Genomic DNA, 15,330 nt, shown 5'->3' with positions numbered 1-15,330 from the left:
CCTCATCCCTCATCCCTCATCCCTCATCCCTCATCCCTTATCCCTCATCCCTCATCCCTTATCCTTCATCCCTCATCCCTTATCTAAAATGTTATCTATAAAAAATTTAATTTATCATCCTCCTGCAACAGAAAAGCCAATTCTCCAATCAATTAACCTAACACTAGCACCGCAAGAATTAGGTTTAATTATTGGCCCTAGTGGCTCAGGAAAAAGTACCTTATTAGAGCTTTTGGCCGGGTTAGCTGAGGCAACGAAAGGAGGCATTTATTGGCGCGATCGCGAATTGACTACTCTCCACTTACAAGGATTAGCAGGATTAGTCTTCCAGTTTCCCGAAAGGCATTTTTGTGGCAACACAATACTGGAAGAATTACGTTTAGGGCATCCCGAATTAGGCTCGGAAAGAGTTCACAAAGCATTGCAAGAAGTTGGATTAGATCATCTTTCTCTTAATACCTCTCCCCATGAATTGAGTGGTGGTCAACAACGTCGGCTTTCTCTAGCAGTACAATTGATTCGACAACCGAATATTCTCTTGCTAGATGAACCTACTGCGGGATTAGATTGGTCAATGCGGATTAATCTAGCTCAACTACTTGCCAAACTGAAAGCTCATTGGACCTTACTTATCGTAACTCACGATCCTGGGGAATTATCCAAGATAGCTGATCGCTGCTGGACGATCAGAAATGGCACAATGACTAGTATTGAGCCTGAGAAACTTTATGCTAAGGGATGAGGATTTTTAAAAGGATGAAGGATGAAGGATGAGGACTTGATTATGATTGAGCAATTGCCTGCAATGTTGGATTTATGGCAGGCTACTCTTCAATGGCAGCCAGGCGATCGCCAGTTAACTCAATTTCAAAAACTATATGAGGCGATAATTATCGGTAATCGCAAACATAATTTGACTCGGATCACGACTCCTGAGGACTTTTGGGAAAAGCATCTTTGGGATTCTTTGTTGGGAGTGGCGATATTGAACACCGAAGACAAACTGGCGATCCCAGATTCTCCACGACAAGTTATTGATATTGGCACTGGTGCTGGGTTTCCTGGTTTGCCAGTTGCGATCGCAAATCCTGATTGGAAACTTACACTAGTTGATTCAACCCATAAAAAAATTGCCTTTGTTGAGAAGACAATTGCTCAGCTTGGACTCAAAAACCTTTATGCTTTGGTGGAAAGAGCCGAAACTATTGGAAGAGATCCCCATTACCGAGAATCATACGACTTGGCGTTGATTAGAGCGGTGGGCAAGCCTTCTGTCTGTGCCGAATATATTTTGCCCTTGGTAAAGGTTGGCGGGTTAGCAATTCTTTATCGAGGACATTGGGAAGAGGAAGATACGTTTAATTTGGAATCAGCTGTCAGTGAATTGGGCAGTAAAATTGAATTAATTCATGCCCAAAAAACCCCTATCACAGAAAGTATTCGCCATTGTATTTATCTGCGCAAGCATTCTCCTATTGCCCATAAATATCCTCGTGCGGTAGGGGTTCCTAATCAAAAACCGCTTTAACAATTATTAGTTATCAATTGACAATCCTCATGAACAAAAATTTTATAACATCTATTTTTACCGTGGCGGGAATAATTGCCTTGGCTGGCTGTACCTTTGAGTCAAAGAATAATGTTATTCAAAGCCCAGAAATTACGACTATAGAAAATTTCGAGAGCTCAGAAATTATTCCAACAATTGAGAAAAATAATTTGATTGTCAATAATAATCAGGATCTTGATTCCTTAGCCTCATTAGCTCATCAACAAGTAAATCAATATCGCCAATCTAAAAATTTGCCGCCTCTAACCTTAAACGAGAGTATTAGTGAACAAGCCAGAATTCATAGTCAAAATATGGCGCAAGGAAAGTCCCCTTTTAGTCATGAAGGATTTGAACAACGGATAAAATTAATAGGCTCCACAATTGCCTATCGCAGTGCAGCCGAAAATGTAGCTTATAATCAGGGATATAGGGACCCAGCAACCAGCGCGGTGGAAGGTTGGCTCAAAAGTCCTGGTCATTATAAAAATATAATTGGTGACTATAATTTGACAGGGATGGGCGTTGCCCAAAACTCCCGAGGAGAATATTATTTTACCCAGATTTTTGTCTTAGAAAATAATTAATTAATTTTAAGATATCTCTTGTCTCAAAAGCATATTGGATTTTAATAATTTTGTGGCTGCGATCGCAGGCAAAGGTTTACTAAATAAATAACCCTGAATATATTCACAACCTAAATCTTGCAAAAGATCTTTTAACTCTTCTGTCTCGATACCTTCTGCGATGACATTAAGATTTAGCCCTTTACCTAAAGTCAAAATTGCATCAATAATCGCAAGATCTGCAGAAGAAGAGTTTAAATCTTTAATAAAAGAACGATCTATCTTAAGAGTACTAAAAGGAAATTGTTTGAGATATCCCAAAGAAGAATAACCAGTGCCAAAATCATCCATAGATAAAGAGATCCCCATATCAAAAAGTTCACCCAAAATGGCTTTAGCTGATGCCGTATCATTCATGGTTACACTTTCGGTAATCTCTAATTCTAAATAATCTGGAGCCAGTTGAGTTTGCTCTAAAATATCAGCAATTATCGCCACTAAGTTTGCTTGTTGAAACTGCTTTACCGACAAATTAACTGAAATTTTGATTGGAGATAATCCTATATCTTGCCAAATTTTATTTTGAGCACAGGCGGTTTTTAAGACCCATTCTCCAATGGGAATGATTTCGCCATTGTTTTCTGCTAAAGGAATAAAAATATTGGGAGAAACTAATCCTAGCTGAGGATTTTTCCAGCGTAAAAGTGCCTCCATTTTGGCGATTTTACCGGTAATAATATTAACTATAGGCTGATAGTAAAGTACAAGCTCATCTTGTTTTAATGCAGAACGTAAAAGATTTTCTACAATCAATAATTTGCGAGCTTGATAATTACGAGAGGAATCATAATATTGATAGTTATTATTACTAAGTTGTTTGGCTTGGGACAAAGCTGCATCGGCATTTTTTAGGAGAGTTTCGGCATCTTCTCCATGTTCTGGATAAATAGCAATCCCAATGCTGCCAGTAATATGAATCAATCTCTCTTCAACTTTCCCTTCTGGTTCTTGCTCATCGGAGGAAATCGAAGTTTTTTGAGCTCTATTATTCGCAGATAAACTTCTCTCTCCAGCATTGGTTGGTTTGTCAATCTTAAAAGGTGATTTTAAGCTTTCTAAAATTCTGATTGCGATCTCACCAGTGATTTTGCGATCTTGAATCTGAGGTAACAATATAGAAAATTCGTCATTTCCCCAACGAGAAATTAAGTCTTCTCCTCGAAGGCAATATTGAAGTCGTTGTACTACTTTCTTTAATAACAAATCGCCTATGTGATGACCCAAAGTATCGTTAATAATTTTAAAGCGATCTAAATCGACAAATATTACCGCCAGCATATGAGAATTTTGCTGAGCTTTTGTTATGGCTTCAGATAATTGACAAGTAAGAATTGTCCGCTTAGGTAATTGGGTTAGAGTATCATGGAGTGCTTTATTGCGCTCCCTCTCTTTAGCATGTTCTTTTTCAGTGACATCGCGAAATCGCCATACCTCACCAACCACTTCTCCTTCTAACTTTTGGATTTGCCAGTAAAACTCAAAAATCTTACCATTATGCAATTTTAAAAGGTCAAATTTATGACTATCAGATTCAGTATGTTTGATTTCGCGATCGCAAGCAATCGGTTCAATAAGCTGAGCTGACATCAAACTCAAAATTTGCTCATTATCCCTCATCATAGACTCTGGCCCAACTTGCCAAAAAGAAGCAAATTGCCGATTAAAAATTACTACCTTGTCTTGTTTGTCTAGGACCAAAATACCATCATCGGCAGCATCAAAAGTTGCCAATAACAGATCAAGAGATTGAGATAGTTTATTGTTGGTTTGCTGCAACAAAATATTTTGCCTAACCAATTGCTCTTCTTGTCCGTAACGCCTTAGAGCTTCTTTGACAGTTAAAATTAAATCTGTTTCATCCCAGGGCTTGGTAATATAGCGATAAAGAGCTGCTTTGTTGACTATATTCCCCACAGAATTAGCTCTGGCTTGACCTGTTAGGAGAATTTTCAGTGTTTTAGGATAGTCTTCATGAAGTTTAATTAAAAATTCATCTCCCGACATTCCTGCCATCATTTGATCTGAAATAACTAAAGCAATGGTTATTCCTTCTGCTTCCAATTCACCACAAAGTTCCAGGGCTTCTGAGCCATTGGAGGCCAATTCTATATCGTAATATTTCCCCAGACTTCGTTTTAGTTGCTCTCCTAAACTAGTGAGAATAATTTCCTCGTCATCGACGCAAATAATTGCAGCTCTACTCATACTATTAAGAATGTTACCTCTATTTTGAACTTAGTGCGGAGTTGATAATTTCCGACAAATCTTCTTCTGTCCAAGGTTTATATAAGCAAGCATAAAGATTTGCTTCTTGGCGAGCTCGCTCAATAGCAGTTGAGTCAGCCTGTCCAGTTAACATGACCTTAATCAGCTGAGGAAAACGCTGATGAATTTGAATTAAGAATTCATCTCCTTTGGTCCCTGGCATTAACCAGTCAGAGACAACGACAATAACTTCGATATCATCATTTTCCAACTCTTCTATAACATCCCAAGCCTCATCAGCACTTTCCGCCATTTCATAAATGAAACGATTACCAAACTTACGCTTAAGTTGCTCTTTTAAGCTATCTAAGATGATGGCTTCATCATCAACGCAAAGAATTGCAGATTCCGACATTAATTTTGAGTGAGTTGTTTGCTAATTGTTGGTTGTTTATTACTATCTTGGTTGATAGGTAGCCAAATACTAAATATAGTTTGCCCTGGTTTACTCTCAACGGCAATAATTCCTTGATGTTTATCAACAATATTTTTACTGATACTTAATCCCAAACCACTTCCTTCCCCAATTGCTTTAGTGGTAAAAAATGGCTCAAAGATTTTGTTTTGAATCTCGGTGGAAATACCGTGGCCTGAATCGCTAATTATTACTTTTACTCCATCATTTTCTGTTTTGGTACTAATAACTAACTGACCTTGCTCTCCCATGGCCTGGATGCCGTTATGAATCAGATTAGTCCAGACTTGGATCAGTTCATCAGGATAACCCCAGATTTTGGGGATATCTTGGTAATCCCGTAGGACATTAATGTTACGTTTTAGTTGATTATGGTAAATTTCTAGTACAGTTTCTAAGCCATCTTTTACGTTGAGCAATTTCTTTTGTCCACTAGTGTCGAAATGGGCATAGTTTTTGAGAGCAAAGACAACTTTGGCAGCTTTTTCTACTGAATTAATAATGTTTTGATTATTAACAAATAGACGCGTAAGGTTATAGGCCAAATCCAAAATCCAATCTACTTGGGTATGTTTAAGCAAAGGCAAGGAAAAATCAATCTTGTTATAAATGCCAATGTCAATCAGTAAGTCTGCAATATTTCTGGCATTGTCAATCTTTTGTTCCTTGAGTTGTTTTAAAATCTGGCGCTTGAGAGGACGTTTTTCACTAGATGAGAAGAATGGTTTGCTCATGATGACTCTATCTAGTAATTGAAAAAAAATATCTATTTCCTGTTCACTAAGATGTTTAGATAACTGAGGTAGTTCGGCAATCACTTCGATCAAAGCTTTGGCGTTATTGCCCGCAGAAGCTTGAATGGCTCCTAAAGGAGTATTAATTTCATGGGCCACCCCTGCTATTAATTGACCTAGGGCCGCGAGTTTTTCCTGTTGAATTAAATGTTGTTGGGCTAGAGTGAGCTCTTTGACAGTTATTTCCAGATTTCGAGTTTGGTTTTTGAGCTGGTCAATATATTCTGATTGTTGCAGAGCGATCGCTAATTGATTGACAATTTTTTGCATGAGATCGATTTCCGAATCCTGCCAAACTCTTGGATTATCATTTTGATATGTTCCGAGTAGGCCCCAAAGTTTTTTTGAGTCGAGAAAAATTGGAACGATCAAATAGGCCTGAGCTTGGTATTTTTCCAGCGACTTGAGGTAACATTCATCAAAGTTTTGGGTATAAATATTATCTACAGCAGTGAATTTTTGTCCTTCAGAGTATTTCCCTCCCTGAGTTTCCTGAAAGAAACTATCTGTTTCAGCAATGTCAGCTTTTTGTCCTTGTAGCCAGTCTCGGAGCAGACAGCGATCCTGCTTAAGATGATCGTTGCCGATGACTTCATTGCGATTTTGCTCAACTAACAAGGAAACCCATCCCCCACTGACTGACTCGGCGACGATTTGACCAGTCCAGTCAGGATTAAATTGATAAATTATGACGCGATCGCTATTTAAGGTTGTTCGTATTTCTTGAGTTGTGATCTTAAAGATCGTCTCGATATCTTGGGAGCGGCGGATTTTATGAGTAATATTTGCTATTGTCTGCTTTTGATCCGCAGCGATCGCTTCCAATTTGGCTTGCTGTTTATATTTTGTTTTAGATTGCTTTAAGGTTCGATGTTTAATCCCAATTATTCTATCTGCTCTTTTCACTATGCCAAATAGAGCCAAATAAAGTAAGCCCAGAATTGAAGCTGCACCCAACATAATATTTCTCTGGGTTATCTTCCTACGCTCAATTAGAGGAGTAACATCATTATATAATTCCAATACGCCTGCAATTTTTGCAGGATTATCTTGACTATAAATAGGAATATAACTTGATAAGAGATCACGGTGGTTAATATTCCCGGCAATTGTTTTAGAAGTTCTTTGATTATCTAATTGAGTCAAAACTCGTCCAGTTTTCGCCGCTAAGAAACCTTGCCCCCAACTCTTGTTTTGTCGATTTTGCGATTTGTCCGTAGAAAAAACAGTCTTGCCTGATAAATCATAAATTTTGACTGTAATGACTGACAATCCTTGGATATGAGATTGGATAGCCTGGTCTAATAAGACAGCTTGAGGATGATTCTGTAATTGGGCAGTGGTCAGCGATTTTGTGTCGGTAAGCAGGGGAGACAATTCCAACCAGAGCGAATTAGTCAAAGATTTGGCTAAGGCAACATTTGTTTCTTCGCCCAAGCTGATAAAATGCTTTAAAGATTGATCTCGATAAAACTTGCCAAACAAAATCAGACTAAGAACAAAAGCGATCAGGCTAGTCAGAGAAAAATACTGTAGAAGTTTAAATTTTGATTGGTTGTTTTTCATAATTGAAAAATCAACAATAACTATGGAGCAGAAAAAGACCAACTACAGTCTGCCCCAGCTTAATGTAAACGGCAAGTAATAAATGGGGGCAGATGGCAAATAGCTCATCCTTCATCCCTCATCCTTCATCCTTCATCCCTCATCCCTTCCCCCTCTTCCTCCTTTCGGTCTGAGGGAATAGCAGCAATAATGGCATCAATCACTTTGGAAATATAAACAACTTCTAAGCCAATATCATCGGGTAAAGTTTGACCTCTCGGCACGATCGCCCGTTTAAATCCTAGCTTGGCTGCTTCTTTAAGACGCAATTCCATTTGAGATACTAATCTGACTTGTCCTCCCAAGCCGACTTCGCCAATTAAGACTGTCCTAGGATCGACAGTGCGATCGCGGAAACTAGCCACGATCGCGATCGCAATTCCTAGATCAGCCGCGGGCTCGCCCACTCCTAATCCCCCAGCCGAAGCTACATAGGCGTCGAGTTTGGAAAGAGGTATTCCCACTCTTTTTTCTAGCACCGCTAGAATTTGCTGCAAGCGACTGTAATCCACCCCAGTAGTAGAACGACGAGGTGATGGGTAGCTAGTCGGGCTGACTAAGGCTTGTAACTCCACCACAATCGGCCGCGTGCCCTCACAAGCGACAATGGTGGAAGTTCCAGGGGAAAATTCATCTCGGTTGCCCAGAAACAACTCCGAAGGATTATCAACTTCGACTAAGCCCTTATCTGCCATTTCGAAAATGCCAATTTCATGGGTTGCTCCGAAACGATTCTTAACAGAGCGTAATAAACGGTGAGAGGCATAGCGATCGCCCTCAAAATAAAGTACGGTATCAACCAAATGTTCTAAGACCCGAGGCCCCGCGATCGCCCCTTCTTTGGTCACATGGCCGACAATCAGCAAAGTAATATTTTCCCGTTTGCCAACTTGCATCAACGCCGAAGTACATTCTTTAACTTGGGCAACTGAGCCAGGAGAAGAAGTCAGCGCGGCAAAATGTATCGTTTGGATACTGTCAATAACTGCCACTTGAGGCTTTAAAGATTCTAATTCCCGTAAAATCTCCTCCAAATCAGTTTCGGGCATCACATAGAGATTTTTCTCGATATTTTTCGGAATTTCTGGCTTCCGGATTTCAATATGCTTGCCATTATTATTGTTATTTTCGGCCATAGCATTGGGCAGTTCGGCTCCACCCACACCTAACCGAGAAGCTCTTAACTTAATTTGTTGCCCCGATTCTTCCCCAGAAATATAAAGAATGCGGGGTAATTTGATAGATAATTGATTGGCAACCTGTAAAAGTAGAGTCGATTTGCCAATGCCCGGATCACCTCCAATCAGAACTAGAGAGCCCGGAACGATCCCACCACCCAAAACCCGATCCAACTCTCCGTAACCCGAGGGAAAACGAGCTTGGACATCATTGTTAATTTCGGAAAACTTTAACGACACCCGGGGCTTGGCACTAACCGAGTCCTGTTTCCGAGAACGTTTGCCCGATTGCCAACTCCCTCGCCCATTGCTCGCAGTCTCAATTTCGATGGGCTCTTCCGAAATTGTGCCAAATTCCTGGCATTGTTTACATAGGCCAAACCACTGATTGTACTCGGCTCCACAATTATTACATTCATATATTTGCTTTGCTTTCGCCATATTATTTTTTTAATAAATGTTAAGAAAATCAAAAAAAATATTCAATTATACTCAATTCATGGATACAACTCTTAAAGAAACCGAAAATATCTCAAAAATAAAGTAAATCTGAAAAATGCCCAAATTTGGCAATAATCAGAGGAGACTCAAGATAAATAGATAGCGTGAAAGATATATTCTAGATATAAAGGGTAAGAAAATTTAACGTAAAGTTTAGTAAGTTAACTTAGATTTAGGAGCATAGCTTAATTGGAAATTCATAAAGAAAAGATTTTAGTGGTTGACGACGAAGCTAGTATCCGTCGTATTTTAGAAACTCGTCTTTCAATGATTGGTTATGATGTCGTCACGGCAGCAGATGGCGAAGAAGCATTAGAAACTTTTCGCGGTGCCGAACCGGATCTCGTCGTATTGGACGTTATGATGCCTAAACTAGATGGTTATGGCGTTTGTCAGGAACTACGAAAGGAATCCGACATTCCCATCATTATGTTAACGGCATTAGGCGACGTTGCAGATCGCATTACCGGTTTGGAGTTAGGAGCTGATGATTATGTGGTCAAACCTTTCTCGCCCAAAGAATTAGAAGCGAGAATTCGTTCTGTCTTGCGTCGAGTAGATAAGAATGGAGCTCCAGGAATCCCCAGTTCAGGAGTAATTCATGTTGCTTCGATTAAAATTGATACCAACAAACGGCAAGTCTACAAAGGTGATGAGCGTATCCGATTGACAGGAATGGAGTTTAGTTTGCTCGAACTGCTAGTTAGTCGTTCTGGGGAGCCTTTTTCTCGTTCCGAAATTCTGCAAGAGGTTTGGGGTTACACTCCAGAACGTCATGTTGACACCCGAGTAGTTGATGTCCATATTTCCCGTCTTCGCGCCAAATTGGAGGATGATCCAAGTAATCCCGAATTAATCCTAACTGCGAGGGGAACAGGTTATTTGTTTCAACGTATTTTAGAAATAGGTGAGGAATAGTCCTATTGAATTGATGAGACGAATTGCATGACGAATTCAGATCCCAATCGAATAGTTCGTTTGTTACCGATCGCCGTTGGGGGCTTAGCAGGCAGTTTGTTGATGATAAATCGTTTGCTAACTGTTCAGCTAACAAGTTCCCAATCCCGTTCCGATGCCTTGGGAATTATCGAAGGTGCAACATTGCTATTGGTAGGAGTTTTATGGCAACAGATCCAAGCTCGTACTCCTGAAGCAGTGGCTCTAGTGGGCGAGCCTGGTTTGGAGTTGACCCCAGAGTTGCCAGAGAATATCAAAACAGAGTTGGCCTGGGCCTCCCATTTATTGCTAAGCAATACGGTAACGCGATCGCTAGTAGTTTACTATGACGGCAAAACTTTACTGCGCCGCGGCATTTTGGGCAAAAATTTTCTAGTAAATCCTGGTGCTATTGTCAGCAAGGTTATAGAGCAGCAAAAGCCTATTTATCTAGTTAGTCTCAAGCTTTATCCGGGCAAAGTAGAATTTGATTATTTACCAGAAAATACCCAGGGAATCATCTGTCAACCCATCGGCACCAAAGGAGTCTTAATCCTGGGAGCCAATGCACCTCGAAGTTATACCAAGCAAGATGAACAATGGATTGCTGGAATTGCCGATAAGTTGGCAGAAAGCCTCAGAACTCAGTGATTATAATTATTTTATTATGTCTTCTCAATGGGATTATTTTCTGAACAATATTGGCACTTGGCAAGGTTCTTTTACCCATCTTGATGCCAAGGGAATAGAACTTAAAGACACTCCGACTATTGTTACTTTTGAAGCTACTCACAATAATCAGACTGTTCATCAAATAGTTAATTACTTACCTCAAGATCAGCCAGCTTCGAAGGTCGAAGTCGATTATGCGCCAACTTCTTTGAGTCGGGATTTAATCTTTTTTCCTAACGGTAGTTTTTGTCGAGGCAATACTCAATGGAATGGCTATAGTAATTTTGTTAGTGAATTTGGTTTAATAGCAGGCGATCGCCGTTTACGAACAGTAAATATTTACAATAACTCTATTAACTTAAACCGCATTGTTCTAATCAGAGAGAAGTTGCCCGATAGTAATACTCCAGAACGACCGCAGTTAACAGTAGAAGATTTACTAGGCGAATGGCAAGGAGAAGCCATGACTATTTTTCCCGACTCTAGTGAGCCAAAAATCAGTAAAACTCATCTTAAAATAAAGCAAAAAGATCAAAATCATATCGAACAACAACTCTCCTTTGGCAATAGAAAAATAACTTCTACGGCTAAATTATTAGGCTCTCGTCTGTTGTTTGAGAATAGTAATTTATCTGTACAAATCTTACTTTTGCCTGATGGCTGCTCTTGCAATTGTCCTTTAGAAATAAAATCGGGTCATGGCTTTGTTTTAGAGCTAGGTTGGTTATTACAACCAAATAAAAGACAAAGAATTATGCGAAATTTTGATCAACACGGTACTTGGATTAATTCTACTTTTGTTACAGAAATGAAAATTTGACGCTCTCCAGATCAAAAAGTAACTGCTTAATAAAAAAAAGCGGGGATAAACCCGCTTAAAAGACAATGATCAAAAATACTGTAGTTCTTAGAGCTAAGAGCTTTTGTAATTAAAATTCCATTTCTGCTGCTTGAACAACTTCGACCTGTTTCTTCTTAATTACCAAAAGAATTTGAGCTAGCATAATGCCACCAATAAAGGCAATCATTCCACCAATTCGAGCAGGACTTTGTAAGACAACTTCAGCATCTTTTTGCCCGAAACCACCAACATTAGGATTAGTAGTCAACTCATCAGCAGCTGCGACTTCTTGTCCAGCACTAACTATTAACTCATAGGTTGCAGGAATAGTTTGCACTACAGTTTCCTCCCCAGTGTCAATAGAGATTTCATAGTCTCCTGTCTCAGAAGTATCAATCGCTGCAATAACTCCACTAGCATCAGCAGGGACAGGGTTATTGTTGCTATTAATACCTGAAGGATAAATCTGCCCGCGTCCGCGATTAGCACCAACGTGAACTTGATATTTACCGAAGTTAATATTGCTATCAGTACTAGGATCGGGAGATAAAATCGGGAACACGATTTCTTGATTTTGATCCCCAGGTAAGGGACCGATAATCACGACATTTGGTTCACCATATACATATTCCTGGAAGTATAAACCCTCAATTTTTTCCTTCATCTCTTCAGGAATGCGATCTTCAGGAGCGATTTGGAAGCCGTCGGGCAACATTAATACCGCACCAACATTAAGACCACCTCTAGAACCATCGGCAATAATCTGTTGAGTGTCTAAATCGTAAGGAATTTTTACTACCGCTTCAAATACAGTATCGGGTAGTACCGCTTGAGGGATTTCAATTTCTGTGGGTTTTTCCGCTAGGTGACAATTCGCACAAACAATACGTCCTGTGGCTTCCCTAGGGGTCTCTGGCGCAGTTGCTTGCGCCCAGAAAGGATAAGCGTTTGCCGCTTGGGGTACAGCTAGATCGCTGGTCAAAAATATAGCAACGGTTGCGATCGCCAAAATCACTGTTCTAGTGAGTATTTTTCTGGCAAAGCGTCCTACTGCTAATGGTGTAGGTGTTCTCATCTCTTTTATTAACAATTTCCAAATTATATATGTATTGCGAATGGCATTTGTAAGATCTACTCTTACCACCAAGGATCATCTCCAGTACGGAAGTCAGTTTCTGTCCAAGGAGTAAAGATTATTTTGTCATCTTCGCTCACTTCCGCATGGGCTAAGGCTAAGGATAAAGGTGCTGGTCCCCTAACTTTTTTTCCTGTCTCGTCATATTGAGAACCATGACAAGGACACATGAATTTGTTTTCCCCAGAATTCCAAGGAACCACACAACCTAGGTGAGTACAAACTGCATTAATCCCATAGTTGCGAATTGAGCCATCATCTTCGATCACAACATAGGTAGGATCGCCTTTCAATCCTTGAGCTAAAGTGCGATCGCCTGGTGGATGATCCACAAGATATTCACTGACAATGATGTCGTTGCCCAAGGCATCTTGTGCTGTGATTCCACCGCCTTCGCCACCACTAGAAGGAGGAATAAAGTATTTTACTACGGGATATAAAGCTCCCAATGCTACTCCTGTAATAGAGCCAAAGGTGAGCAAATTCATAAATTGTCTGCGCCCCAGATCGGGAACATCAGATGAGCCTGAAATTTGAGCCATAACTAAACATCAATTGTATACTTTTGTAAACTAGAATCTCGACAAAGACTTTCTTAAATCATGATTCTGGAGAACGGTATCTAGCTACCTAACGAGGAAGATAGAGGTCGATCTATAGAATTATAAAGTTACTTGTCTTTAAAAAGATTAACAACTATCCGTATTAAATTATTGCAGAGTTTGAGTACTGATCCCTTGAAAAATGGGAAATAAATATGACGGCAACAGAATTAAGAGAAATATTACGACAAAAATGGGGTTATTCCTTTGATTTGCAACTACGCAAAGTGAAAGGGAAGATTTATCTTCAAGTAATGTGGCGATTTCTCGAACAGGCTTCTTTTCCGCTTTCTGAGTCAGAATATATGGAGCATTTGGAAGCTGTGGCGAATTATCTTAATGCTTGGGGAGTTGAAGGGCAATTTATGACTTTTATTAGTGAAACTCGCGAAAAACCACGCTTAGGAAAAGCTGTGAGTATTCCTCTCGATTTGGGGTCAAGAAGTTCAGAATGGATTTTGGATCAGTAGTCTGGGAAAAGGCAGGTATTGCTCAATGGTTTTGAGAAACGCTAAATAAAAAATCTAGTTATCTCACACTCAAAATTTGGCAGTAGAGCAGATGTTAATTGATCGTTATTGAATAAAGTAGCTATCAATTTCAACTGCAAATTCTCCCGTCGATAAACTTCTACTGTCTTCAATTGCCAACTAACAATCCAATATTCTTGAACTCCCTGAGAAGAATATAATTTGAGTTTCGCTTCTTTATCCCTTCTTTCATTCAATTTGCCTGGAGAGAGAACCTCAATGACCAACTCTGGGGCCCCTGTTAAATGTCCAGAATCATCTAGGAATGTAATTAATTTCTCCTTACTAATCCAGACTACATCAGGTTCAACATTATCTACATCAGAAAAAATAATCCCAGGAGTGCTTCTTGCTTCTCCTAAACCACTAGTTCGCGACCATAAATTCAATTCCAAACAGATATTATCAATAGTGCGTTGATGATTCCAATGGGGCGATCTAGTCACAAATAACTCTCCATCAATAATTTCGTAACGCTTGCCCTCATCTTGCGAGAGCAATTCAATATCGGAGGTTGTCCAGCGGACTTTTTCGGTTGTTACTTGGTTCATCATAAACTTTGATGCAATCTATCATTCTTATTTTAAAACAAAAAAATTAAATATCAGATTCTGTTCCTTAATTTCCAATTTATTGACTGATAAAATCAATAACTTCTTGCCACCAAGATTCTTGATAATTATTGGGAAAGTCATTGTGTCCAGAACCCTCAAATATCCACAATTTTTTCTCGTTTTTTACCGAATTGTATAAATTCAAGCCAAACTTTGGCGGTATTACTTGATCTTGCTCTGAGATTAAAATTGCCACTTTACCCTTAAATGATTTTAAATTATTAATACTCTCAAATCTATCCAACAAAATCACTTTAACAGGAAAGGCCCAATAAATATTTTGAGCTAAATTCCCCAAAGAATCCCAAGGATTTATTAAGACAATTCCTGCTACTGGTAAGCTAGGCTCAGCAACTGTAGCTGCTACAACCCCACTACCTAATGATTCTCCCCAAAGATAAATTGGCGTTCCATATTCTTGGGCAATACGATTTACTATTTCTCTGGCATCGGTAACAATCGCCGTCTCACTGGGTTGACCTTTTTTTCCTGCATATCCTGGATATTCTGCCAATAAAATGCGATAACCTCTAGGCACTAAAGCACGAGTATATTCATCAAGGTGATGGGCTAAACTAGCGTTGCCGTGAAAAACTATAATTGTTCCTTGGACATTATGTTTCGGCTCTTTAGAGATTAAACCACTATAGCTATTTTCATTTAAGTTCCAATATTCTAAACCTTCTGCTTGTAAGAATTCTTTAGTAGGTAAATTATTGCTAGGAAAATATAATAGTTTTCTTTGAACAAAAAATAAGACTACCACTAAAAATAAATAAATAACGAGAGCGAAGGTCATAAACTTGAATAGCATTTGTTTAAATCTTTTCTCTTTTATGGGTTTTCTATACATTTTCAATTTTTAAACTCGCGCGTTCCTTAGTGGATTACAGAGTCGCTCGTCAATTTTTAATTTTTCCCCATTCGAGGACAAGTAATTTTTAATTTTCAATTTTGGCGTTGCTGAATCCAGATATGAATTCGTTTCGCGCAAAGGCGCAAAGACGCAAAGAAAGAAGCAAAGAAGATTAGTCCAAAATTCTTTCATGTTTTAAATCAGCAACGCC

15 protein-coding genes are annotated in these 15,330 nt (G+C 39.3%); 7 read left to right on the top strand and 8 right to left on the bottom strand.

From position 1 onward, the window contains the following. Positions 1 to 88 precede the first annotated feature (88 nt). The 3 genes from XEN7305_RS23635 to XEN7305_RS27075 are packed head-to-tail and all read left to right on the top strand — an operon-like array spanning position 89 to position 2,136. Positions 89 to 742, top strand: a complete 654-nt coding sequence (locus XEN7305_RS23635) for an energy-coupling factor ABC transporter ATP-binding protein (protein WP_040899398.1) — start codon at positions 89 to 91, stop codon at positions 740 to 742. Between the two features lie 42 nt (positions 743 to 784). Next, entirely contained in the window at positions 785 to 1,528 is a 744-nt protein-coding gene (gene rsmG / locus XEN7305_RS23630) for a 16S rRNA (guanine(527)-N(7))-methyltransferase RsmG (protein ID WP_238569035.1), read from the top strand. Positions 1,529 to 1,557: 29 nt separating this feature from the next. Beyond that, complete coding sequence (locus XEN7305_RS27075; protein ID WP_006512062.1) at positions 1,558 to 2,136, top strand: CAP domain-containing protein; 579 nt, start codon at positions 1,558 to 1,560, stop codon at positions 2,134 to 2,136. Positions 2,137 to 2,142: 6 nt separating this feature from the next. On the opposite strand, the gene XEN7305_RS23620 is transcribed toward XEN7305_RS27075, so the two are convergent. The 4 genes from XEN7305_RS23620 to radA all read right to left on the bottom strand — a co-directional run bounded on the left by XEN7305_RS23620 (position 2,143) and on the right by radA (position 8,873). Then, a complete protein-coding gene (locus tag XEN7305_RS23620) occupies positions 2,143 to 4,380 on the bottom strand; it encodes an EAL domain-containing protein (protein WP_006512061.1) in 2,238 nt (745 codons plus the stop codon). A 19-nt stretch (positions 4,381 to 4,399) separates the two neighbouring features. Then, positions 4,400 to 4,795 (bottom strand): response regulator, encoded by a 396-nt coding sequence (locus XEN7305_RS23615; RefSeq protein ID WP_006512060.1) that lies wholly within the window; start codon positions 4,793 to 4,795, stop codon positions 4,400 to 4,402. Next, complete coding sequence (locus XEN7305_RS27070) at positions 4,795 to 7,215, bottom strand: sensor histidine kinase (RefSeq protein WP_006512059.1); 2,421 nt, start codon at positions 7,213 to 7,215, stop codon at positions 4,795 to 4,797. Before XEN7305_RS27070 ends, XEN7305_RS23615 begins: the two co-directional genes overlap by 1 nt. A 125-nt stretch (positions 7,216 to 7,340) precedes the next feature. Further along, positions 7,341 to 8,873, bottom strand: a complete 1,533-nt coding sequence (gene radA / locus XEN7305_RS23605; RefSeq protein WP_006512058.1) for a DNA repair protein RadA — start codon at positions 8,871 to 8,873, stop codon at positions 7,341 to 7,343. Between the two features lie 249 nt (positions 8,874 to 9,122). Here radA and rpaB point away from each other — a divergent pair, with 249 nt between their 5' ends. From rpaB to XEN7305_RS23590, 3 genes are read left to right on the top strand one after another with little or no spacing between them, the layout of a single operon-like run. Further along, entirely contained in the window at positions 9,123 to 9,851 is a 729-nt protein-coding gene (rpaB, locus tag XEN7305_RS23600) for a response regulator transcription factor RpaB (protein WP_006512057.1), read from the top strand. Positions 9,852 to 9,878: 27 nt separating this feature from the next. Then, positions 9,879 to 10,520: a cofactor assembly of complex C subunit B gene (locus XEN7305_RS23595; RefSeq protein WP_006512056.1), complete on the top strand. Its 642-nt coding sequence runs from the start codon at positions 9,879 to 9,881 to the stop codon at positions 10,518 to 10,520. Beyond that, on the top strand, positions 10,462 to 11,361 hold the full coding sequence (locus XEN7305_RS23590) for a DUF3598 family protein (protein ID WP_006512055.1): 900 nt from the start codon (positions 10,462 to 10,464) through the stop codon (positions 11,359 to 11,361). The genes XEN7305_RS23595 and XEN7305_RS23590 overlap by 59 nt, the downstream gene beginning before the upstream one ends. 109 nt (positions 11,362 to 11,470) lie before the next feature. Here XEN7305_RS23590 and petA read toward each other — a convergent pair whose 3' ends face one another. After that, on the bottom strand, positions 11,471 to 12,457 hold the full coding sequence (gene petA / locus XEN7305_RS23585; RefSeq protein ID WP_040899393.1) for a cytochrome f: 987 nt from the start codon (positions 12,455 to 12,457) through the stop codon (positions 11,471 to 11,473). 62 nt (positions 12,458 to 12,519) lie between these two features. Further along, positions 12,520 to 13,059 carry a cytochrome b6-f complex iron-sulfur subunit gene (gene petC, locus XEN7305_RS23580; RefSeq protein WP_006512053.1) on the bottom strand — a complete coding sequence of 180 codons (540 nt, stop codon included), beginning with the start codon at positions 13,057 to 13,059 and terminating at the stop codon, positions 12,520 to 12,522. Positions 13,060 to 13,274: 215 nt separating this feature from the next. Between petC and XEN7305_RS23575 the strand changes: the two genes are divergently transcribed. Next, positions 13,275 to 13,589 carry a DUF3067 family protein gene (locus XEN7305_RS23575; protein ID WP_006512052.1) on the top strand — a complete coding sequence of 105 codons (315 nt, stop codon included), beginning with the start codon at positions 13,275 to 13,277 and terminating at the stop codon, positions 13,587 to 13,589. A 41-nt stretch (positions 13,590 to 13,630) separates the two neighbouring features. Here the strand turns inward: XEN7305_RS23575 and XEN7305_RS23570 are convergent, their stop codons facing one another. Beyond that, a complete protein-coding gene (locus XEN7305_RS23570; RefSeq protein WP_040899390.1) occupies positions 13,631 to 14,200 on the bottom strand; it encodes a Uma2 family endonuclease in 570 nt (189 codons plus the stop codon). A gap of 79 nt (positions 14,201 to 14,279) precedes the next feature. Then, entirely contained in the window at positions 14,280 to 15,062 is a 783-nt protein-coding gene (locus tag XEN7305_RS23565; protein ID WP_006512050.1) for an alpha/beta hydrolase, read from the bottom strand. Positions 15,063 to 15,330: the final 268 nt, after the last annotated feature.

The organism is Xenococcus sp. PCC 7305, from assembly GCF_000332055.1.
Taxonomy (GTDB): Bacteria; Cyanobacteriota; Cyanobacteriia; order Cyanobacteriales; family Xenococcaceae; genus Xenococcus.
Note: the sequence above shows the minus strand (reverse complement) of the source record. Positions and strands in the feature narration are given on the sequence as shown.